The organism is Vibrio sp. SS-MA-C1-2, assembly GCF_021513135.1.
Classification (GTDB): Bacteria; Pseudomonadota; Gammaproteobacteria; order Enterobacterales; family Vibrionaceae.
The window spans coordinates 1,457,353-1,480,735 of sequence record NZ_CP090981.1 but is presented as its reverse complement, the minus strand read 5'-3'; the positions used below and the strand labels follow the sequence as shown (position 1 = coordinate 1,480,735).

The 23,383-nt window shown below is 39.0% G+C and carries 16 protein-coding genes, 7 tRNA genes and 1 pseudogene; 7 read left to right on the top strand and 17 right to left on the bottom strand.

The window, feature by feature from the left end; translation table 11 throughout:
- Window positions 1-78: 78 nt before the first annotated feature.
- Window positions 79-1,671: an ABC-F family ATPase gene (locus tag L0B53_RS11315; RefSeq protein ID WP_235062129.1), complete on the bottom strand. Its 1,593-nt coding sequence runs from the start codon at window positions 1,669-1,671 to the stop codon at window positions 79-81.
- Window positions 1,672-1,850: 179 nt separating this feature from the next.
- On the opposite strand from L0B53_RS11315, the gene L0B53_RS11310 reads away from it, so the two are divergent.
- Window positions 1,851-2,180 (top strand): TusE/DsrC/DsvC family sulfur relay protein, encoded by a 330-nt coding sequence (locus L0B53_RS11310; protein WP_235062128.1) that lies wholly within the window; start codon window positions 1,851-1,853, stop codon window positions 2,178-2,180.
- A gap of 111 nt (window positions 2,181-2,291) precedes the next feature.
- On the opposite strand, the gene yccX is transcribed toward L0B53_RS11310, so the two are convergent.
- Window positions 2,292-2,564: an acylphosphatase gene (gene yccX, locus L0B53_RS11305; RefSeq protein ID WP_235062127.1), complete on the bottom strand. Its 273-nt coding sequence runs from the start codon at window positions 2,562-2,564 to the stop codon at window positions 2,292-2,294.
- A 192-nt stretch (window positions 2,565-2,756) separates the two neighbouring features.
- Between yccX and L0B53_RS11300 the strand changes: the two genes are divergently transcribed.
- Both L0B53_RS11300 and L0B53_RS11295 read left to right on the top strand, forming a co-directional pair.
- The gene (locus L0B53_RS11300; RefSeq protein WP_235062126.1) at window positions 2,757-3,947 is read left to right on the top strand and encodes a class I SAM-dependent methyltransferase; all 1,191 of its coding nucleotides are present in this window, start codon (window positions 2,757-2,759) and stop codon (window positions 3,945-3,947) included.
- Window positions 3,948-4,168: 221 nt separating this feature from the next.
- Entirely contained in the window at window positions 4,169-4,873 is a 705-nt protein-coding gene (locus L0B53_RS11295) for a DUF2057 family protein (protein WP_235062125.1), read from the top strand.
- Window positions 4,874-5,090: 217 nt separating this feature from the next.
- Here the strand turns inward: L0B53_RS11295 and L0B53_RS11290 are convergent.
- The 11 genes from L0B53_RS11290 to uvrY form a co-directional block, all read right to left on the bottom strand.
- A tRNA-Leu gene (locus L0B53_RS11290) sits at window positions 5,091-5,177 on the bottom strand.
- Between the two features lie 418 nt (window positions 5,178-5,595).
- Window positions 5,596-7,731 carry an alpha-galactosidase gene (locus L0B53_RS11285; RefSeq protein WP_235062124.1) on the bottom strand — a complete coding sequence of 712 codons (2,136 nt, stop codon included), beginning with the start codon at window positions 7,729-7,731 and terminating at the stop codon, window positions 5,596-5,598.
- Window positions 7,732-8,170: 439 nt separating this feature from the next.
- Window positions 8,171-8,257: transfer RNA gene (locus L0B53_RS11280), tRNA-Leu, on the bottom strand.
- Between the two features lie 115 nt (window positions 8,258-8,372).
- Window positions 8,373-8,448: transfer RNA gene (locus tag L0B53_RS11275), tRNA-Gly, on the bottom strand.
- 25 nt (window positions 8,449-8,473) lie between these two features.
- Window positions 8,474-8,547, bottom strand: a tRNA-Cys gene (locus L0B53_RS11270).
- Window positions 8,548-8,585: 38 nt separating this feature from the next.
- Window positions 8,586-8,672: transfer RNA gene (locus L0B53_RS11265), tRNA-Leu, on the bottom strand.
- 79 nt (window positions 8,673-8,751) lie between these two features.
- Window positions 8,752-8,827 (bottom strand) — tRNA-Gly (locus tag L0B53_RS11260).
- 26 nt (window positions 8,828-8,853) lie between these two features.
- Window positions 8,854-8,927 (bottom strand) — tRNA-Cys (locus L0B53_RS11255).
- Window positions 8,928-9,139: 212 nt separating this feature from the next.
- Complete coding sequence (pgsA, locus tag L0B53_RS11250) at window positions 9,140-9,709, bottom strand: CDP-diacylglycerol--glycerol-3-phosphate 3-phosphatidyltransferase (protein WP_235062123.1); 570 nt, start codon at window positions 9,707-9,709, stop codon at window positions 9,140-9,142.
- 59 nt (window positions 9,710-9,768) lie between these two features.
- On the bottom strand, window positions 9,769-11,595 hold the full coding sequence (gene uvrC, locus L0B53_RS11245) for an excinuclease ABC subunit UvrC (RefSeq protein WP_235062237.1): 1,827 nt from the start codon (window positions 11,593-11,595) through the stop codon (window positions 9,769-9,771).
- Between the two features lie 6 nt (window positions 11,596-11,601).
- Window positions 11,602-12,246 (bottom strand): UvrY/SirA/GacA family response regulator transcription factor, encoded by a 645-nt coding sequence (uvrY, locus tag L0B53_RS11240; RefSeq protein ID WP_235062122.1) that lies wholly within the window; start codon window positions 12,244-12,246, stop codon window positions 11,602-11,604.
- A gap of 471 nt (window positions 12,247-12,717) precedes the next feature.
- Between uvrY and rihA the strand changes: the two genes are divergently transcribed.
- Complete coding sequence (gene rihA, locus L0B53_RS11235) at window positions 12,718-13,659, top strand: pyrimidine-specific ribonucleoside hydrolase RihA (RefSeq protein ID WP_235062121.1); 942 nt, start codon at window positions 12,718-12,720, stop codon at window positions 13,657-13,659.
- 126 nt (window positions 13,660-13,785) lie between these two features.
- On the opposite strand, the pseudogene L0B53_RS11230 reads toward rihA, so the two are convergent.
- The 3 genes and pseudogenes from L0B53_RS11230 to L0B53_RS11220 form a co-directional block, all read right to left on the bottom strand.
- A pseudogene (locus tag L0B53_RS11230) lies at window positions 13,786-15,945 on the bottom strand (zinc/cadmium/mercury/lead-transporting ATPase); the annotation flags it as partial.
- A gap of 337 nt (window positions 15,946-16,282) precedes the next feature.
- Window positions 16,283-17,758 carry an MATE family efflux transporter gene (locus L0B53_RS11225; RefSeq protein ID WP_235062120.1) on the bottom strand — a complete coding sequence of 492 codons (1,476 nt, stop codon included), beginning with the start codon at window positions 17,756-17,758 and terminating at the stop codon, window positions 16,283-16,285.
- A 258-nt stretch (window positions 17,759-18,016) separates the two neighbouring features.
- Entirely contained in the window at window positions 18,017-18,433 is a 417-nt protein-coding gene (locus tag L0B53_RS11220) for a CBS domain-containing protein (RefSeq protein ID WP_235062119.1), read from the bottom strand.
- A 464-nt stretch (window positions 18,434-18,897) separates the two neighbouring features.
- Here L0B53_RS11220 and L0B53_RS11215 point away from each other — a divergent pair, with 464 nt between their 5' ends.
- The 3 genes from L0B53_RS11215 (at window position 18,898) to L0B53_RS11205 (ending at window position 22,256) form a co-directional block, all read left to right on the top strand.
- On the top strand, window positions 18,898-20,868 hold the full coding sequence (locus L0B53_RS11215) for an ATP-binding protein (RefSeq protein WP_235062118.1): 1,971 nt from the start codon (window positions 18,898-18,900) through the stop codon (window positions 20,866-20,868).
- A 43-nt stretch (window positions 20,869-20,911) separates the two neighbouring features.
- Window positions 20,912-21,412, top strand: a complete 501-nt coding sequence (locus L0B53_RS11210; protein WP_235062117.1) for a response regulator — start codon at window positions 20,912-20,914, stop codon at window positions 21,410-21,412.
- Window positions 21,413-21,701: 289 nt separating this feature from the next.
- Window positions 21,702-22,256, top strand: a complete 555-nt coding sequence (locus L0B53_RS11205; RefSeq protein WP_235062116.1) for a hypothetical protein — start codon at window positions 21,702-21,704, stop codon at window positions 22,254-22,256.
- 80 nt (window positions 22,257-22,336) lie between these two features.
- Here L0B53_RS11205 and L0B53_RS11200 read toward each other — a convergent pair whose 3' ends face one another.
- A complete protein-coding gene (locus L0B53_RS11200) occupies window positions 22,337-22,975 on the bottom strand; it encodes a TfoX/Sxy family DNA transformation protein (protein ID WP_235062115.1) in 639 nt (212 codons plus the stop codon).
- Between the last annotated feature and the right edge of the window lie 408 nt (window positions 22,976-23,383).

The window sequence follows — 23,383 nt, the reverse complement described above, 5'->3', positions numbered from 1 at the left end:
GGCAAGAGCAATGCCCTTACCTTCTTATTCATTTATTGATTAGCTATGTATTTTAATCAGATAATCATTAACGAATAATTAATCAGCAATACCTTTCGCGGCTAAGAACTCACTGTAACTTCCTTTGAAGTCAACAATCTTGTCCTTTTTAATTTCAATAATACGTGTTGCTAGTGAATCAACAAAAATACGGTCATGCGAAACGAAGAATAACGTTCCTTTGAACTCTTCTAACGCCATATTTAATGATTCAATCGATTCCATATCCATGTGGTTGGTTGGTTCATCCATTAATAGGATATTTGGCTTATGCATTTGGATTTTACCCAATAACATACGGCCTTGTTCACCACCAGAAAGAACTTTAATCGACTTGTTGATATCATCTTGAGAGAACAACATACGACCAAGGAAACTACGAACAGTCTGCTCATCATCGCCAGTCTGACGCCATTGCCCCATCCAGTCCATTAAGTTCATGTCAACGGCAAACTCTTCAGCATGATCTTGCGCATAATAACCAATATTGGCATTATCAGACCACTTATATTCGCCAGATCTTGGTACAAGGTTACCGGCTAATGTATTCAGTAAGGTTGTTTTACCTACCCCATTCTCACCGATAATCGCAACACGTTCACCCACTTCAAAAATCGCATTAAAGTCAGTAAATAGATCGTCTTCAAAACCTTGAGTTAAGTGTTCTAAAACTAAAGCATTACGAAATAGCTCTTTCGTCTGTTCAAAACGGATAAATGGATTCTGGCGGCTTGATGGTTTAACTTCATCAAGTTGAATCTTATCAATCTGTTTAGCACGAGATGTCGCTTGTTTTGCTTTTGATGCATTTGCCGAGAAACGAGCAACAAACTGTTGTAAATCAGAAATTTGTGCTTTTTTCTTAGCGTTGTCAGAAAGTAGACGTTCACGCGCTTGTGTCGCCGCTAACATATACTCATCATAGTTACCGGTAAATAGACGTAGTTCACCATAATCAAGGTCAGCCATATGAGTACACACTGAATTCAAGAAATGACGGTCATGCGAGATGATGATCATCGTACAGTTACGTTCATTCAGCGTATGTTCTAACCAGCGAATGGTATCCATATCCAAGTTGTTGGTTGGTTCATCAAGAAGTAAGATATGCGGGTCAGCAAAAAGTACCTGAGCCAATAGTACACGCAGTTTCCAACCTGGCGCGACTTCGCTCATTAAGCCGTAATGTTGCTCCTCTGGGATACCAACGGCTAATAAAAGTTCACCTGCTTTTGAATCGCACATGTAGCCATCCATCTCAGCAAACTGAACTTCTAGGTCTGCCACTAGCATCCCTTCATCTTCAGTCATCTCAGGTAAACCATAGATGCGATCACGCTCTTTTTTTACTTCCCACAGCTCTTTATAGCCCATGATTACCGTATCAATAACGGTAAATTCTTCATACTCAAACTGATTCTGGTTAAGCTTTGCAACACGCTCATTAGGATCGGTACTGACATTACCACCGCTTGGTTCCAGCTCCCCACTCAAAATTTTCATAAAAGTAGATTTACCACAGCCATTTGCGCCGATAAGACCATAACGGTTACCTTCACCAAATTTTACTGAGATATTTTCAAAAAGTGGCTTCGCGCCAAACTGTTGTGTAATGTTAGCTGTAGAAATCAATGTTTATAATCCTAATATTTTTTCGAAAAAAAGCTGCGCAAGCCTACAGGGACTCGGTTCAATGTGCAAGGTGATTGGCAACTATTTAACCAATAAACTCGCCAAATTGATAACAAACTTGCGTCGATATAGAGAAATCTCTATCCTATCTTAGTCAAAATTTCGCTTTGAGAGTAAAAATGCTGCTATTTAATGGTCAAGAAATTGAAACCGATGCCCACGGCTATTTAAAAAACGTTATCGATTGGCAACCAGAGATGGTTGAACTGCTAGCCCTAGAAGAGAGTATTGAGTTAACGCCTTCACATATTGAAGTGGTCAACTTTGTTCGTGATTTCTATTTAGAATATAAAACCTCTCCTGCGATTAGAATGCTCGTAAAAGCGATGGAGAAAAAGTATGGCCCAGAAAAAGGCAATAGCCGTTACCTCTATCGTTTGTTTCCAAAAGGACCAGCAAAGCAAGCGACAAAGTTAGCAGGATTACCCAAGCCGGTTAAGTGTATTTAAGCTCAATGTTGATTAAGTACAGTTAATATTAAAGAAGAGAAGAGGCTTTATGTTATTCTACTCTTCTTATTACTTTTCATATTGAAGAACCATCTATTCCATTCAGAGAGGCTACTTTATTGTAAAACTCTTATAATGCAGCCATTCAATCGACTCAATATCAATGTTATCGACACGAGCGGTTATAGGGCCTTCTTCTAACCACTTCACTAATATCTCTATCTGAGCAACGTCACCAAATGCTTGAACTTCAACACGCCCATCGACAAGATTTTTAGCAAACCCTGTTAAATCAAGTTTTAACCCTTCATGAGCAGTATGGTAACGGAACCCAACACACTGCACATGACCCGTTACTAAAACTTTTACGCCAACTTTTGACATATTGTTCTCCTTTTTAATCCATTATTTTATTGTTTATAAAATAATTCATTAAGTATAAATAAGATAAATCAAAGCTAAAATAGATACCAGCTCATCAATTACGAAATACAATAAAGTCAGCGGTAAATTTGCTTTTTATCACCATAAACATCACAATACGCCACCTTATTTGTGAGCTACTGGATAGATATTATGACTGCTTCAATTCACCTTGTTAAAGGTCGAGAAAAATCACTGCGCCGCCGCCATCCTTGGATCTTTTCACGAGGCATTCAAAAGGTAGAAGGTAATCCTGAACTGGGTGAAACAGTTAGTGTCTTTGATGCTCACGGAAATTGGGTTGCTTATGCCGCTTTTTCTCCAAAGTCACAAATTCGTGCTCGCGTTTGGAGCTTCAAAAAGAAAGAGAAAGTCGATAAAGCATTCTTTATTAACCGCCTTAACCGAGCTCAACAGTTGCGAACAACCCTTGCTGATCGTGATGGATTAACAGGTTACCGTTTAATTGCAGCTGAATCTGACGGTTTACCAGGTATCACCATTGATCGCTATCAAAACTTTTTAGTCTGTCAGCTATTGAGTGCTGGTGCAGAATTCCAGCGTGAAACCCTTATTGAAGCATTAAAAGAGTGTTATCCAGAGTGCAGTATTTATGAACGCTCTGATGTTTCGGTTCGTAAAAAAGAGGGATTGAAAGAGCAGGTTGGCGTACTGCACGGTGAAGAACCACCAAAATGGGTTGAGATTGAAGAGAACGGTATCAAAATCAGTGTTGATATTGTTGGTGGTCATAAGACAGGTTTCTACCTTGACCAGCGTGATAGCCGTTTAGCTGCCATGAAGTATGTTAATGGTAAACGTGTACTTAACTGTTTCTGTTATACCGGTGGTTTTGGTCTATATGCCTTAAAAGGAGGGGCGGATGAAGTACAAAATATCGATGTCTCGCAGCCAGCTTTAGACTGTGCAGCACGTAATGCAGAAATTAATCAGCTAGATAGCAGTAAAGCGCAATTTATTAATGCAGATGTCTTTAAATTACTACGTCAATATCGTGATCAAAATGAACTGTTTGATGTGATTATTATGGACCCACCTAAATTTGCTGAATCTAAAGCGCAATTGAACGGTGCATGTCGTGGTTATAAAGATATCAACATGCTCGCAATGCAGTTACTAAAACCAGGCGGTACGCTATTAACTTATTCTTGTTCTGGTTTGATGGATCAAGGATTATTCCAAAAGATCATTGCCGATGCGGCACTAGATGCGGGTCGTCATGCTCAGTTTATTGAGCGATTTGGTCAAGCTGCCGATCATCCTGTCGATACTGCTTACCCTGAAGGTTTTTACCTAAAAGGTTTTGCTTGCCAAGTTAACTAATTTTATTTGAACGTCATTGGCGCTATTTTCTTAATTTTAGACACAGAAAATAGCGCTATTAATATAACCAATAATTTTTATTCTCACCAAAACCGCAAACTGATTTACCATCTTTAAAACCAAAGATACTAACCATTCCAGCACTCTATTGTAGAATTCACACAATCTAATGTTATAATTTCATTATAATATGACGCTATTAAGCTATAGGAATATCCATAATGAACCTAAAAAAGCTCTCTCTACTTTGTGCTTCACTTACTGCTATTACTTCTTTCTCAAGCCTTGCTGAAGTAGAATTAAAATTGCCAACCAGTGCTGATATTCTAGTGATTAATGGCCATAAAGCATCTAATGACTTCTTCAATACCAAATCTAAATTAAAACTTCCAGATGGTACTCAACAAATTGTCTTTCGATATGATGACTCTTATGGTCGTGGTGATAATGCCGAGCAATTTACGTCTGATACTATTATTATCAAATTCCAAGCGACAAATGATACGGTAAAACTAGCCCTTCCTAGAATTAATGACAATTTTGATTTTACTGCCTTTAATAAAAAACCATCAGTGACTTTAACGGACTCTTCTGGTCAAAATATTCGTTATGAAGTGAATAAACTAATGCAGAGTGGTTTTCAGTTAAACCGTAACTATCAACAAGAGATGTTAGCATTCAATCAGACAGCCGCTTCTGCTGCTGCACCGAGCTTTGTGACAATGCCTGTAGCGACAGTCCCTGTTGCAACAGCAACCGTTGCGACAACTGCGGCAGTGACCACATCAGCGGCATCGACAGCGCCAGTAGTTCAACAAGTACCGGCTTCAGCACAAACAACGGAAGAGCAGATGCTTCACTTTTGGTACCAGAAAGCAGACGCAGCAACTAAAGCGCGTTTTAAAGCGTTTGTTAATGGTCAGTAATTACTGAGCTACCTCACGTTCTGACGTTATCTAGATTCTATTTAAATAATATTAAGCCTACTTTCTTTTCACTCTATATTTGAGAAAAAAGTAGGCTTTTTTACACCCAGAATATTCGATACTGGAAAAATAAGACAAAAAAGAGAGAGGGGAATAAAAATAGAAAAACAACAGACGAAAAAAAACCTCAACATGACTGTTGAGGTTTCTTAATAGATGGTGCCCCGGGCCGGACTTGAACCGGCACAGCGCGAACGCCGAGGGATTTTAAATCCCTTGTGTCTACCAATTCCACCACCAGGGCACGCAATTCTTTGCGATGCACCCAACTCTGTTAGTTAGACACCATCTTAAATATTGATGACTCAATATTTTTTAAATTGTTATCTCAAATTGGCTTTGCCTTGAGAACGAGATGTACTTTACCTGATTACAGAAATGAGTCAATAAAAAATTAATCTTTTCAATTCAAATGATTAAAAACTCTACGAGTTGGGTGAAATCACATCAAATAACCGGTTTAAGCCCTCCTCCCTTGAAGTCAATTCCCAAAGTCATTGGCGTTGCTAGGCGATAACAAGTAAATGAATACAGCCTAGCAACGTCAAGTAAGAAAGTGATACTCTTTTTACCATAAGTTGCTAGGTTAGATTGATATTACCCTAATATCTTAAATATGAAGAGTAGAACGTTTATCCGATCAGCAGGTACAACACGTTATTTTACACCGCTTTTAAATGGATCAACATTGCAGACTCGGGATCAAGCAAAGGTAAAGAAAGTCCAACTTCATTTAACCATTCTCCACTAATCACGACGGGCTCATTAACCCAATCTGGGCGCTTTTTCATTAGCTGGAAGCTTGCTGTTGGTTCATCAATAATTGTCACCTGATACTGTTTTGTCGGATCAAGCAAACCAAAACGTAGAGGTTCTGCAATCGCATAATCTGGCATAGTTAACTGGCAAACCGTGACTAACGCTTCATTTTCAGATTGAACACCATAGACATTACGAGAAGGATCATAAGAGTCTAAACGGAAGCTAGTTCCACTATGTAGTAGTTCTCGATACTGTTTATGAAGCGCAATATAGTGTGCAAAGCCTTGCTTCTGCTCTTCACTCTCTTTAACAGGATCAAGCTCAACCCCCATATGACCACCTAATGCTGTCACACCGCGTAAATTGATGTGATGACTACGGCGAGTTGTATGACTCTCTTGTGGACCAATATGCGCACCCATGACTTCGGGTGGGAAGAAATATCCCATGCCTTTCTGAATAGTCTGACGTTCTAATGCATCGTTACAATCAGATGCCCAAAAACGATGAGTACGTTTCAGTACTTCAAAATCGATGCGACCACCACCTGAAGAGCAAGACTCAATCTCAACATTCGGATGACGATCACGAAGCTGATCGACTAAATCGTAATATCGCTTAGTTTGTCCATGTACTGCCGCTTTATGGTTATGTGCAGGCTGAACCAGTTCGCGATTCATATCCCACTTAAAGTAACCAATATTGTACTGAGTCAACAGATCATCCAAACACGTTAGTAAGTAATCGAAACAGTCATCATTTTGTAGGTTTAAAACATATTGATAACGACCTGTTGGCTGCTCATAACCCTCTAGTGCTAATAACCACTCTGGATGTGCACGAAAAAGATCAGAATCTGGATTCATCATCTCTGGCTCAACCCATAAACCAAACTCCATGCCACGGTTATTAACATGCTCAATAACCGGCTCTAATCCATCAGGGTATTTCGTGGTATCAAGGAACCAATCCCCGAGTGCGGCTTTATCGTGATCTCGTCCTTTGAACCAACCATCATCGATAATAAAACGTTCAACACCAATTTCTGCTGCTTGCGTCGCCATATCCATAATATATTTAGGATCATGTTGGAAATAGATCCCTTCCCATGTATTAAGATGGACAGGGCGAGGTTTTGGCTGATTCGTTTTTGGATCAAGAGGGAAACGCACAATATGATCACGAACAAACTGATGGAAGCTGGTTGTAATGCCATTTAACCCTTGCTGACTATAGCAAGCATAAAGAGTCGGTGTTGTGAACGATTGATTCTGTTCAAGCACCATTTCACCCGGATAGAACAGCTCCCCTGCTTGCATAAAACGGCGACCATCACTTTTCACTTCAGCACGGATCTGGTGGTTACCACTCCAGCCTAAATGGAATCCCCATACTTCACCTGTTTGCTCAGTAAAGTTTTTACTTCCTGCCATAAAGCCAGGAAAATATTCATGTGATGTACGACCACGACGGTTCTCTTGAACAAAAGCACCATGAGTAATATTAACGCGATTTGGTTGAAACTCACGGCTCCAGCGTCCATGGAATGTTTGCAGTTCCATCACGTTTGCTGGCAGCGTTAATGTCGACACCAGTTTATCTAATTGATATGAATGTTTAGAAAGGTTAGTAACAGAAATCGACTTCTCTAACACACCTGAGATTTTGTCGAGTTTAAGCTTAATGATTAGCGCCAGTTGAGCTACATCATCTTGGCAGATAAACTCAACGTCTTGACCATTTAGTTTTACTTCATTGCAAGTAAACACAGGCGCCCAATCTTTACTTTCCCGGTGTCCTTCAATACCCGGTGAGCTATAAAGGCCTCGACTATTTTCAGGACAAAGTGTAACTGCGATATCATTATCAATACGCGCTTGAGGAATGGCACGGTTTGTTGTTAATTGCATCGCCTGTGAAGAATCAGGATCAAAGTGGTTTAAACGTTTTCCCCAGTACAGAATTTCTGGCATAGGAAGTGGCTGAATAACAAGGCTTGAAGTGGCACTTTGTAGATGAATAAGCTGATTTTTCATTTTCAAATCTCTATTTTTTATCAAGTAATCTTTATTCGCAATAATCTATAAAATAACAGCTATACCTTTCATACTTGAAGTCGCTAGGTTGTTGGCTGTACTCGTTCGCCTACTAGCAACTCCAATTATTTTAGGTATATATCCCCATTTCACTTGGGTATAACCAATGTTAGTTCAAGACGCTAAGTTCAAAATAAACACTCTGATTAACCTCAGAGGAAGCAATTGTAAACGTTTACAATCCAATGGTTGAACAATACTCGCTATCGATAATAACGGCAACTCTGTTGATAATAATTTTATTGTGAGATCACACTTTATTTAGAGCTGGTTAATAAGAGATTGTTCGTAATAAAACAATAGAAACAAGACAACGTTAGGTAGGACAAATTGCAGACGAAAAAAAGGCTCAACATTGCTGTTGAGCCTTCTTAATAGATGGTGCCCCGGGCCGGACTTGAACCGGCACAGCGCGAACGCCGAGGGATTTTAAATCCCTTGTGTCTACCAATTCCACCACCAGGGCACGCAATTCTTTGCGATGCACCTAACTATGTTAGTCAGACACCATCTTGAAATATTGAATAGTCAATACTTCTTATTTAGTTTCATTATCATCAAAAGACAATAACGATTTAATTTGGAGCGACACACGAGGTTCGAACTCGTGACCTCGACCTTGGCAAGGTCGCGCTCTACCAGCTGAGCTAGTGTCGCTAAATACCATTTCTTAAAAAGAAATTGGAGGCGCGTCCCGGAGTCGAACCGAGGTCCACGGATTTGCAATCCGCTGCATAGCCACTCTGCCAACGCGCCTTATTTTTTATTCGCTAAATATAATTTAGCAAATTAGATGGTGCCCCGGGCCGGACTTGAACCGGCACAGCGCGAACGCCGAGGGATTTTAAATCCCTTGTGTCTACCAATTCCACCACCAGGGCACGCAATTCTTTGCGATGCACCTAACTATGTTAGTCAGACACCATCTTGAAATATTGAATAGTCAATACTTCTTTAATTTGGAGCGACACACGAGGTTCGAACTCGTGACCTCGACCTTGGCAAGGTCGCGCTCTACCAGCTGAGCTAGTGTCGCTTAAATACCATTTCTTAAAAAGAAATTGGAGGCGCGTCCCGGAGTCGAACCGAGGTCCACGGATTTGCAATCCGCTGCATAGCCACTCTGCCAACGCGCCTTTGTTTTACTTAGTTCCGTTTGGGAACAGGACGCATTCTACGGATTAGAGCTTCATAGTCAACATAAAAATGTTGTTTTTTAACTGCTTGCTGTTTTTTCAAGCAACAGATTCTATTTTTTAATCAACTTGTTCAAACAAACAACAGTTAACTACAAATTTAAGCTCAATTTTATAGAATGTTATTCTCTAATATTTCAATCAGATATCGATTATGAATTAAGAGAGTCATCTTCTGAGTTAAGAAGATCATCTTTTGCAGCTTTAATATACTGATACATGGACCAGTAAGTCAACGCTGTTGCGATATACAAGAATACATACCCAGCCCAAGTCACATAATCATGAGGATGCCAAAGTAACAGAACAAGCGCAAACATCTGAGTCGCTGTTTTAAATTTTCCAATCCATGAAACAGCAACACTTGAACGTTTACCAATTTCTGCCATCCATTCGCGAAGGGCTGAAATAATAATTTCACGAGCAATCATCGTTATCGCAGGAATAGTCACCCAAATAGAAGCATAATGCTCTGTCACTAAAACCAAAGCAACTGCAACCATCACTTTATCAGCAACGGGATCTAAAAAAGCACCAAATCGTGTCATCTGCTTCAGTTTTCTTGCTAGATAACCATCGAACCAATCGGTCACAGCAGCGATAACAAAAATCAATGAAGCAACAAAGGCTGACCACGGATAAGGCAAGTAAAAAACAACAACAAAGCACGGTATAAGTGCAATACGTATAAATGTTAAGATATTTGGGATATTCAAGCGCATGATAATCGTTCTGTTATGAATCACCCGACCATGTTGCCGTATTGTCGGTGATCATGCAATCAGTGTTTGAGATTAGCATGAATTTTTTCCGCTAATTGATAACTTATGCCAGGAACTTTAGCGATTTCATCGATACTCGCTTTCTTAAGTTCTTGCATACCACCTAAATACTTTAACAACGCTTGACGTCGTTTAGGTCCAACCCCTTCGATCTGCTCTAACTGACTCTGCTTTCTTGCTTTATCACGTTGTGCTCGATGCCCACCAATGGCATGGTTATGACTCTCATCTCGAATGTGCTGAATCAAATGCAGTGCGGGGGAATCTTCTGGCAGAGAGACCATTTTTCCAGAAGTGAAAACTAAAGTTTCAAGTCCTGCTTTACGTGTCACTCCTTTTGCAACACCAATTAAAAGCGGACGTTTAGGCCAGTTATCCATATAAGGCGTCACAATTTCATCTGCACGATTGAGCTGCCCTTTGCCACCATCAATAAAGATAATATCTGGGATCTTTTCAGGTTCCATCTGCTTGCCATAACGACGAGTTAAAACCTGCCCCATTGCGGCGTAATCATCTCCTCCGGTGATCCCTTCGATATTATAACGACGGTACTCTTTTTTCAGTGGCCCTTCTTGATTAAAAACCACACAAGAGGCAACGGTTTTCTCCCCCATGGTATGACTGATATCAAAACATTCCATTCGCTGTAAGTTATCAAGAGAGAGCTGCTTGGATAAAGCACTGAAACGCTGTTGAATGGTCATTTTATGATGGAGCTTACTCACTAGCGCCGTCATCGCGTTAGTTTGTGCTAATTTCAGGTAACGCGCTTTTTCACCACGAGGCTTTAATAGAATAGAGACTTTCCGTCCTGCCACTTCCGAAAGTGTCGCTTTGAGTAAGTTGAGATCTTCAATGTCGCTATTACCCACCAGCACTTGAGACGGCATCGTTCTTCCTTGCTCTTGACTGAGATAAAACTGCCCCATAAAAGTGGTCATAATTTCGGATGGCTCAGTATTGGCTGGAACTTTTGGAAAATAGCTGCGACTTCCCAAAATTTTGCCTTGTCGTAAAAATAGCACATGGATACAAGCCATCCCATTTTTAAAACCAACCCCTAATACATCAAGATCTTCGTCATCTCCAGAAACAAACTGCTGCTCTTGCACTCGCCGTAAAGCTTGGATCTGGTCTCGATAGGTTGCGGCTTTTTCAAACTCAAGGGTATTACTCGCCACTTCCATTTTATTCACCAACATATCGATGATCTGACGATCTCGGCCTTGCAGAAAGAGACGCACTAATTCTACTTGCTCTGAATAGTCTTGATCTGAAATGGTATCTTTAACACAAGGGGCATTACAACGTCCAATTTGATGCATCAAACAAGGGCGACTTCGATTGCTGTAAACTGAATCTTCACATTGACGAATAGGAAATATTTTCTGTAATAGATGAAGACTTTCTCTGACTGCACCAGAATCAGGGTAAGGGCCAAAGTAATCACCTTTACGATATTTAGCACCACGATGTAGGGTTAGCCGTGGATGTTTATGCTTGGTAATTAATATATAAGGGTAGGATTTATCATCTCTTAATAAAACATTATATTTTGGTCGATACTGTTTTATTAAATTATGTTCAAGGAGTAGCGCTTCCGTTTCACTGTGGGTAACCGTCACCTCAACTTTAGCGATATGGCTAACAAGGGCTTCCGTTTTTTTATTATTTAACTGTTTACGAAAATAGCTTGCCAGTCGTTTTTTGAGGTTTTTTGCTTTACCAACATAGATAACATCATCAACCTGACTATACATCCTGTACACACCAGGCTGATCTGTTATTGTCTTTAAAAAGCTATCTGCATCAAAAGTGGAAATTGACAATTATAATTTCTCTGTATTTAGCATACCGTGACGTATGGCTAAATGTGTTAACTCAACATCACCACTAATATTCAACTTATTAAACAGTCGATAGCGATAACTATTTACGGTTTTCGGACTCAGGCTTAACTGCTCAGAGATATCGGTCACCTTCTCTCCCTTAGTGATCATTAACATGATCTGGAGTTCACGCTCGGATAACTCTTTAAATGGATTTTCAGCTGCGGTTGTAAATTGACTTAATGCCATTTGTTGGGCTATTTCTGGTGAGATATAACGTTGACCAGCATTGACCATTCGAATTGCATTAATCATTTCATCTGGTGCTGCACCTTTTGTTAGGTAGCCTGCTGCGCCAGCTTGCATTACTTTAGTTGGAAATGGATTTTCAGTATGGATCGTTAACACAATCACTTTTACATCTGGGTTAAATCGCAATATCTTCCTCATTGCATCTAAACCACCAATACCAGGCATATTCATATCCATCAATATGACGTCTGTGAGATTCGCACGGTTCCATTTTACCGCCTCTTCACCACTTTCTGCCTCACCAACAACTTTAATACCACGGATGTCTTCAAGTATACGCCTTATCCCTGTGCGAACCAGTTCATGATCATCTACCAGGAATACATTTATCACTCTTGTATCTCCGTCATATACACATTTTGTTCGATCACCTGATCAAACATATTTAGTGACATATTACCCAAGTTTGCCCAAAACTGAAATCATCATCTTGATTGAATTTGTGCTCTATCTCAAAAAACTCACTAGTCGCTGTTTTTTTGAACAAAATAATTCAAAAAATGCGATTTTATCTCACTTTTAATAGGCGCTTGAAAATTAATCATAAAAACAGCATGGATCATATTTGTTATCTATATCACCTTTATTAATGATAATGCATGCTAGTTTATATTTTTATTTTTGATTCGCCCAAAGTGATTGGAGTTGCGAGTAAGCAAACATACGCTGAAACATCTTAGCAACTTCAAGTAAGTAGGGTATATACCTAAAATAATTGGAGTGACTAGTAGACGGCAAGTGAATGAGCGACGCCAACAACCTAGCGACTTCAAGTATGAAGGGTATACGCAGTTTGGAGGATGTATGAGTAGACCAATAATTATCGATTGTGATCCAGGGCATGATGATGCTATTGCTTTAATATTGGCAGCAGCAAGTCCTGAACTAGAAGTGTTAGCAGTAACCACCAGCGCAGGAAATCAAACACCTGATAAAACACTCAATAACGCATTACGCATCTTAACACTGCTTGGAAGAACGGATATTCCGGTTGCCGGAGGCGCAGCAAAACCATTAGCCAGAGAGTTGATCATTGCGGATAGCGTACATGGTGAAACTGGATTAGATGGTCCAATACTTCCATTACCAAGCTTTGCTCCACAACCTTGTGATGCAATTACATTAATGGCTGAAAAGATCAGTCATTCACCAGAGCCTGTAACGCTGGTTCCTACAGGACCTTTAACCAATATCGCGCTATTCTTAGCGGCACACCCAGAGCTGCACGATAAGATCGAGCGTATTGTATTGATGGGAGGAACTGCTCGAGAAGGAAACTGGACACCGGCGGCAGAATTTAATATTTACGTTGATCCTGAAGCTGCTGATATTGTCTTTAAATCAGGGGTTCCTATCACCATGTGTGGCTTGGATGTCACTCATAAAGCTCAAATCATGCATCATGATATTGACTTGATCAAAGAGATAGATAATCCAATATCGACCGTTGTTGGTGATCTTTTAGACTTTTTCATGATCTACCACCGTGACCCTAAATGGGGCTTTAAAGGCGCTCCATTACACGATCCTTGTACTATTGCTTGGTTAATTGCGCCCGAGTTATTTGTCACTCACGACTGTTGGGTTGGCATTGAAACAAAAGGTGAGTTCACTCAAGGGATGACGATTGTTGATTATTATGAATTAACCGATAACCCAGCCAATACAACAGTGGTAATGGATATTGATCGCCAAGGGTTTGTTGATTTACTGATTGATCGTCTGCGTTTTTTTGATCAAGAATAATACGTGACCTAAAATGGTTCTAATAAAAACCACGTAACTATTTTTTATTCTCATTCATTAAAAATAGAGAGAGTTACGTGGTCTATTTTTTACATTTTATGTTCCAGTAAAAATTGAACATTAATTTCACTTATCATCAATAATTTTCAGTAGCCTTAATGCATTCATTGTCACTATCACTGTTGCACCAGTATCTGCCAATACCGCCATCCATAAACTTACCATTCCAAAAAGTGTCATCACTAAAAATAGCCCTTTTAACCCTAATACAATGGTGACATTTTGTCGAATAATCGTAAGCGTCGCTTGTGATAACTTCACCATCGATGAGAGTTCAGATACTCGATTATGAGTGATCGCTGCATCTGCAGTTTCTAATGCGACATCTGTTCCACCGCCCATTGCAATACCGACTGTCGCCGTTTTCATCGCAGGTGCATCGTTAATCCCATCCCCTACCATGGCCGTTGACTCTTTTTCTGTCAGTTCTTGAACATAACGAACTTTATCTTCAGGAAGTAGGCTTGCTTTAAACTCAATATTCAATTCATCAGCAATGGCGTGTGCCGCTCTTGGGTTATCTCCCGTTAACATAATAGAATTAACGCCCATGCTATCTAGCTGTTTAATGGCTTGCTTAGCATCTGAGCGGATCTCATCTCGCCACGCAATTACACCCATTACCATGATTTGTTGTCCGATATTGCCATAGAGTGCAACAACCAATGTTTTTCCTTGTGACTCCAACTTAATCACCTCAGCCTGCTGTTGCTCAGATAACTCAACACCTTCAGGTAGACGATCAGCGGCACTGAGTCGTAACAGTACGCCATTCACCTTACCTTGAATGCCTTTACCAACAATGACTTCTCGCTCCTCAGCCTCAACAACGTTGATTGATTGCAGTTCTGCTCGATTAATGACCGCCTGAGCTAAAGGGTGATGAGACCCCATCTCAACAGCCGCTGCATCCGCTAACAATTGATCGTCAGAAACCCCCCAGCCATTAAGATCAGTCACGATTGGTTTACCTTCGGTTAAAGTCCCTGTTTTATCAAAAGCGATATTTTTAATATTACCAATCTGCTCTAGTGTTGCTCCGCCTTTAATCAAAACACCCCGTTTTGCTGCTGCCGCTAACCCTGATGTAATCGCAGCAGGAATTGAGATAACCAAGGCACAAGGACAAGCAATTAATAGTAGAGTCAATCCACGATAGAGCCAAACATCCCACAAACCACCAAATAATAAAGGTGGAATAATCACAACCATTAACGCTAACACCATCATCATTGGCGTATAAATACGACTAAACTTATCAATAAATCGTTCAAGTGGTGCTTTTCTGAGTTCAGCCTCTTCAATTAAGTGCAGAATACGATCAATGGCATTTTCTCCTTGCTCAGAGACAATTTTTATCTGAACAACACGATCGGCAACCATTGCTCCTGCCATCACTTTATCGCCAATATTTTTCTCAACAGGCAGTGACTCCCCTGTTAATGCACTCTCATCAAAACTGGCATAGGTATCAAAGAGCAAACCATCAGCAGGTAATCGGGATCCTGGAGAGATTTCAATAATATCACCTGGAATTAATGACTCGGCTGCAACACGTGTTTTTACTCCATCGACGACTTTATCTACCTCTTCTGGAACCAGATCCATTAAGGCTTTAACCCCTTGACGAGCTCGTCCCGCTGCAAATGCTTCTAATTGCTCTCCAATCATAAAGAGCAATAGCACTAAAGTCGCCTCAGCCGTTTCCCCCAAATAAAGTGCGCCAATCGCAGCCACACTCATCAAGGTTTCAATAGCAAACGGGGTATCACTTTTAATTAAACTGATCGCTTTCTTGCCTACGGGATAGAGTCCCCATAATGTTGCAGCAATAAATGTAATACTTCCTAACTTGTCAGAGAACAATGAACAGAAGAAAGCGATGATGACAAACAGAGTATAAGAGAGGATCCCTCGGTATTTATCAATAAAGTGACGTTTAGAGCCATTATCATTTTCTCTGCTCATCGACGATTTAGTCTCTAAAAACTGAAAACCTAAACTTTTTGCGACGCTTTTTATCTCAAGTTCAGCTTCATCATTATAGTCAGAAAAGCTCACCACTAACTTCTCTGTTGCAAACTTTACTTGAGCACCTTCAACCCCCTCAACAGAAAGTACGGCATTCTCAATTTTCTGCGCACAACTAGGACAATCCATTCCTTTAATAAACCAACTACGGGTTGCTTGTCCTTCTGAAATATCCGTTTTTTCTCTGTCATCTGTTGATGATTATGCTGACATTGTTTGCTACCCATCGTTTTACTCCTTCAAGCGATTTAACGTAAGAATCCTCACTTTAAACATTGGAGTTAACTTCAAGGTCAATAACAGATATAAAAAAACAGACTCAATGGGTCTGTTTTTAATATTTAAAAATGTTTTGTAACTACTCTATACCCAAAATAATTGGAGTTGCTAGTCGGCGGCAAGTGAATGAGGCTCAATGAGTATAGGTTTACTATATGATTGGGGCGAACGAGCGTAGCCAACAACCTAATAGCTTCAAGTATGAAGAAGGCAGTTGATGTAAAAACAGATCACGCCACACTGGGGTTTCAAACTATTTAATGTTAACAGGTTTCTTTTCTGACGCTAAAACTTGCATATCTGCGGCTGCCATATAAGCCCTTGAAGAACAATAAGGGGTCATTGGCATTCCGGTTTCTAAACAGGTTTTTCTCTCTTTCTCTTTTTCTCGTTCATGCTTATCAGTCATTCTTTTCACTCTATAACGCACTAAGAAATAACCAATAATACCAAAAAGAATCCCTCCAATCGCTTGCCCAATTAAAATACCAATCGCGCCATACCATAACCCACCAAAATAAACAAAAGGGAGGGTACCAATGGTTGCTTTTCCGATATTTAATAGCATTGACCAAGCAGGACGTTGTAAATTATTAAAAACGGCATTGGCAATAAATAACATCCCATTAAAGATAAAAGTCACCGCAATATAAGTACAAAAAACAGTTAACACTTCAGCCGCATCTCCTGTTAAGTCAAAACCAATAATAATAAAATCTTGCACAAAGTAGAGAATGATTGAAACGCCGATACAATAAAGTGAAGTAAAAATCACCGCATCATTTAATGCCTGACGAACACGATCCCAGCGTTCTGCACCAAAATTTTGCCCGATAATAGGACCAATAGCGCCAGATAACGAGAAAATAATCGCAAAACAAACTGGCATGATCCGCCCCATTACGGCAAAGCCAGCGACATAATCATCACCAAAAACAGCGACACTTTTTGTCACATAAGCATTGGCGATAGGCGTTGCCACATTGGTAAGAATTGCGGGAAAGGCTATTTTAACAATTAAACGTTGGTGTTCGATAAGATGAGAAAAAGAGGGAGGCGCTACCAACTTATGGTAAGAGAGCAACTTATATAACGCAAAGAAGAGAACAGTAAATCTAGCAATAACAGAGGCAATCGCTGCACCTTCAACATTGAGATTTAAAACAAAAATAAAAATAGGGTCAAGTACCGCATTAACCGCTCCACCTGCCAACGTCGCATACATGGCATTTTTAGCATCACCAACACCACGAAGTGCTGCCATTGCCGCCATTGAAATCGCAATCACCGGTGAACTAGGCAATAAAATATAGAGATAGTCTAAAGCTTTTTGATGAGCTTCCCCTTTTGCGCCTAATAGCGTCACTAATTCAGGAAGAAAATAAAGCATGATACTGACAATAATAATATTAAAGGTCACGGCAAAGACCAAGACACTGCCAGCTAACTCTCTCGCTTTCTCTCTATTTCCAGCCCCTAATTCCTTAGAGACCAATGCACCCATTGCAATAGAAGATCCAATCGAAATAGACGTCGAGAAAAAGAGTAATGACCCCGCATAACCAATCGCAGCCGCAAGTTCCACATGACCAAGTTGACTAATAAAAAACATATCGAGCAAATCAACAGCAAATAGCGCCATCAAACCGATAGCGCCAGTTCCTGACATCACCATAATATGTTGCATTAAAGATCCGTCTAAAAACTTCGCTTGATTTTTATTAGCCATAAAGAACCTTATTGAAAACAATAAAAAAGAGAGGTGGTTACCCTATCCTCTCTTACTTACAATCACAGACTAAAACATGCAACTGAGCTCTAAATTATTTTAAGTTACAAGAAAAGATCGTTGCAACGTTTAATAGAAGAGTCTTTATATTGTAGTGCAATCTTGCATAAAAATAGCAATTAAATGTGACAAAGATCACCACTATCTATTATACAGAATTGATCACACAGCTTAACGACGAATAAAATCAGCGTTTAATTAGACTGGTTGCTTGAAACAGACCTTAATTTGCTCTGAAATCGCTTTTAGCACATCACGACGAGTAATCACGCCTACAACAAAGCCATTATCAACGACTGGGTAAACTTTTGGTTTTTCTCCCGTCATTGTTTCAGCCAAATCGACAATAGATGAATCAGGTGTTGATGATAAAACATCTGTTCGCATACATTCACTGACCAATGTCGTGTCTTCACAGTGATAACTCATTTTTAAGAGTTTATGCAACATATCTTGTTCAGAAAGGAATCCAATTAAGCGATTATTTTCATCAACAACTGGACCACCTGTTTGATTTGAGTTCAGTAACTTTTCTAATGCAATAGCAACGGAAGTGTTTGGGTTAAATGTTACTGGACGAGAATTCATATATTCTTTAACTTTTAATGATTGCATAATTCACCTCTTTGTTTATGGCGACTCACACCATAAATCCATTTATTTCAACCAAGTACAGAACTGCACTCGTTAAAGTTCCAATTTTATAGTTGGCAATAAATGATAATGTGTATCATTTATCACTTACTGTTAACTCAATTATTAACCAACTATCGCCACTTCGCCAATTGTTAAATCCTATTTTAAGAATAGGTGAAACTTTACTTATTAGATATAGCACCTTGTTTCAGTGAATACGGTGTATCTCTATCATTCCAATTATAGAGACATCAAAAATCATATTTATTATGGAACGATCTCAATTATCCGCTCCAACTATTGACGATAATTTTTGTTAAAAAAGAAAAAATTACTGTGTTATGTCGAGGATCTCTCAGACTCTACACTATTATTTAAGCTAAACTAATAAAGAAAATAATGATAATAATCAATGAACTCTCATTACTAAAAGGGGCAGCCTAGTGCATAAGTTTGCGATTATTTGTCTTGATGATGACCCTATGGTTGTTCATCAACTTACGGTTGATCTCACTCCATTTTCCTCTCTCTTTGACGTTATTTGTGCATATACCATCGAAGAGGCTGACTTAAAAATAGAAGAGATTGAACAAAAAGGGCAACATCTCGCCTTAGTTATTTGTGATAATGAACTCAATCAACAGCGGGGGGTGGACTTTTTAATTAAACTCTCTCACCAAGATAAAACTCGCCCAGCACGAAAAATTCTTCTCAATGATCTGCTACAACTGGAAACAATTATGGCGGCGGTCAATGAAGGACGGTTAGATCACTGTATGACCAAACCCTGGCAGCCAGAAGATATTCAACCCGTTATTCGCCGAGAATTAACTAACTTTATATTAAAATCTGCCCCTGATAATTGGTTAAAGTACAGTCCGATTTTAGATACTCAGAGAATATTAAAAAGTTACTTTGAACAAAAAATGGCCAACTATCGTTCAGGCTTTCTTAACTATCATGATTTAGATGATCAAGACTTATCCAATCAAGTCATCTCTGCACTTTATGACTTTTTCGATGGTAACGATGACGGCCATGCTTGTCGAACTTACAGCAAAAATCACCACTTAACGATTGAGGGTGATCCCAACTACTATCTCTGGTTTATTGTTGAAGGTTCCGTCGCACTTTTTAAACAAGATAACCATGGTGAGAAACATGAAGTTATTCGTCATGGTAGTGGTGCTTTAGTAGGAGGAATGTCTTTTATTTCTGGTGAGCCCTCTTTTTCCACAGGAATTACACTTGCTCAGACCAAAGTGATTAAATTAGATAAAAAGCTATTCGCTAAAGTCATGCATACTCGTAGTGAATTACTACCGCTATTTACTAACTTACTGTTGCGTCACTTTAACCGTCGAATCAAAAGCAGTATTACGACGGAAATGGCATTGCAATCCACGTTAAAATCTTTAGAAGTTGCTCAACAAGAATTAATCAATAAAGAAAAAATGGCGATGCTCGGTCAATTAGTGTCAGGCGTTGCTCATGAACTCAATAATCCTATATCGGCCATTCTTCGAGGTGCAGACACCTTAAAAAAGAGTATTCCCTCTTTGCTGAATAACACGTTAAACGAGCAACAACAACAGCAAGGAATTAATATATTACAACAAGCCTTAGTGTCAAAACCAATATCAACAATGGTCATGAGAGAAGAATCGAAAAAGCTCACACCGATTATAGAAGATCGCCACTTAGCAAAAAAAGTCGTATTAATGGGATTAAGTCGTGACCAACAAATAGAACATTGGATAAAACCACTGGGTAGCCAACGTAATCAGGTGATCCAGCAGTGGCATGAATTTTATCAAGCAGGAAATTTTCTTCGTTCAATAAATGTCTGCTCTCAACGTATCTCTGATCTGGTAAAAAGCTTAAAGAGTTATGCTCGACAAGATTTAGAGATGATATCAACCATAGATATCCATGAAGGGCTAGAAGATACGCTCACCATTTTTGATAATCAGTTAAAAAAAATAACGGTCATCAAAGACTATGCAGATCTTCCTTTAATCGAATGTCACCCCATTGCTTTGCAACAAGTTTGGACCAACTTAATTTCCAATGCACTTGATGCGATGAACGCACTTAAACGATCCAATTTGCAAGAAAATATTTTAACTGTGTCCACTCAATATATCCATGACTCTCTTTCACCAAGATTAGTCATCATAATTGAAGATAATGGTGAAGGTATTTCTCCTGAAAAAATTGAACGTATTTTTGAGCTCAATTTTACCACAAAGAGTGAAGGTAATTTTGGTCTCGGTATTGGCTTATCGATTTGTCAGCAAATTGTTCATCAACATAACGGTTCGATTACCGTTCATTCTAAACTCGATCAATTTACAAAAATGGTGGTCACTCTTCCTCTGCAATCGAATATCTTTAACCAACCAGAGACCTAAGTCACAAAACTTAACCTAAATTTATAATTAATAAGGAGCTCGTATGAATAAATATTTAATTATCTGTATCGATGATGAAAGAGAAGTTTTAGACAGTGTATTACATGATATCACCGACCTTGAGGCTCACTTCATGCTCGAAGCTGCAGAGTCTGTTGCTGAGGCAAGAGAGGTTATTATTGATGCTCAAAAAGAAGGGGTGACACTCGCTCTTGTTCTTTGTGATCATCAAATGCCAAAAGAGACCGGTATTGATTTTTTAATTGAACTAACAGAGAAAGATGAAACGAAAAATGCCCAAAAGATCTTATTAACTGGGCAAGCAGGACTACCAGAAACAATTACCGCAATTAATAATCATAGTATCGACTACTTTATCGCTAAGCCTTGGAATAAAGATGAACTAAAAGCCGTTGTCATCGAGCAACTCACCGAGTTTGTTATCCAACATGATAAAAATCCAATGACATGGGCAAGTACGCTTGATACCGGTAAAATTTTGAATGCTATTAGCCAAAATCGTCAAAGCTTATCTGATTATTAAGTCGAATAAAATGTGGGGGAGCAAGACCGTCCCCCTCTCTTTAATCTATTTACATACAAGGTCGATATAATTTATCTAAATAGCACATCGATATTGATGGGATCTCACTGACCATTTGTATAAAAAATCCAATTTTTTGAACATATAATAATATTAACCACACCACATTATTAATTAAAAATTTACAATTTCTTGCCTTTTACCCTCTTTCATATTTACCAAAAATTAACCTATACTATTGAGAGTAAAGATAATATTTAAAATAACCATTCAAGGAATAGAATCCCCTATGCGTAAATCGCTAATAACGACGCCTCTAATGATCGCCCTTTTCTCTTCAGCTGCGGTTGCTATGGATGACCATCAAGCCCCACAGATGAGTAACTTCAATTATGACTATGTTGATGCTCGAATTGGTGCGAGCCCATTAACCTACGGTGCTGAAATCAGTAAATCTATTCACCCAAATGCTCACGTTGTCGCTCGATTTGACTCAAAGTTTGATAATGATTGGGATTTTGCTGCTGGTGCTGGTTTTCATGCCCCAGTCACAAATTGGGCCGATATCACCGGAGAATTGTTAGCTAGAGGGTTAAAAACCCGTATGAGTGACCATGATGATGCTTACGGTATTGAAATTAACTTAGGTTATCGTCAATGGTTAGGTGCTCAAATAGAAGTTGGCGGTAAAATTGGTCACCTATCTGCGGATGATGTAGAAGAGACTACTGGATCTATTTTTGGACGGTTTCATACCTCTGAACTATTCTCCTTAGGTGCAGAATTCCGAATCAATGAAGCTTACAATGAACAACTTATGTTTACTGCACGCTTTAAGATTTAAGATTTAAGATTTATTATAACAATAACGAAAAACCATCATTAAAACTCCATGAATACTCTATGAAAATAGATAACATATACTCATGGAGTTTTTATTAACTTGTCTTTCTGTTGAAGCTCTATCATTAACTCAGCCTTGATTTCATTAGGTAGTAGTTGCCAATGATAGTTGTAACATGCTCCCGCGAACTTCCACAACAATTCTCTATTTGCACCTCTTCCATAGATCTTCTTGACTCTCAGGTAAGACTCTAAAGGCCCTAATGATTTAAAGCTCTGACAATCTGTTATTTTAGCTCGAATCAACATGCGCTCTAAAGAGAGTTGTAGATTAGGTAAATCTCTAAGTCGACTCCCCTCATTTCGCTCTTCAACACACTTATCAACTCGAGATATTATAATGGCTGTCAATACCCAAGAGTTAACTCTAATCTGGCAGCTAAGAGCGGTATCATTAAAATAACGACTAATATCATAATACCTTACTCTGGTTATTGTGGATTTCTTTTTAAAATCAAAAGCTTCACAATCATGTTCAAGCAATAGTTGATCAAGTCCGCCTCCTCCACGTAAATAGAGCCTGTCTTTATGGTGCCAAAAATAAATTGCACCATGAATAAAAAAACCCGTATCACCAAACATCGTCCGAGTCTGAACTGGACCAAATTGATGACAATATCGACTTACTCTTTCTTTGGTAATCTTATTTATATTAATCATAACTTCTCCTTAAGTTCGCTTATCTTCCTTAATTGAGACTGGTTTACAGTAGAAAATAAATTCAAGTCAGGTATCTATTTACGACAACAAGTACTTTAAATAGAATAAGTTAACACACTATTTATTCTGTCGCGTTAAAAGTATACTTACCATAAATATTTACATTTATTGCAATTTCAACCTCACATATTTAATGTAATAAATAGGTATTTGTCATTATATTGCATGAGCACTTTCCATTTTAAAATCATTATTCCAATTAAATCCCCTCGTATTCTTATTATTAAGAATATATCATCAAGGTTATTCTCGGTTACGTATCTGAAAGGTTCCCTATAAAACCACCACTAAAACTTATATATCAGACATAAAAAAAAGAGCCCAATTAATTATTGGACTCTTTCTATT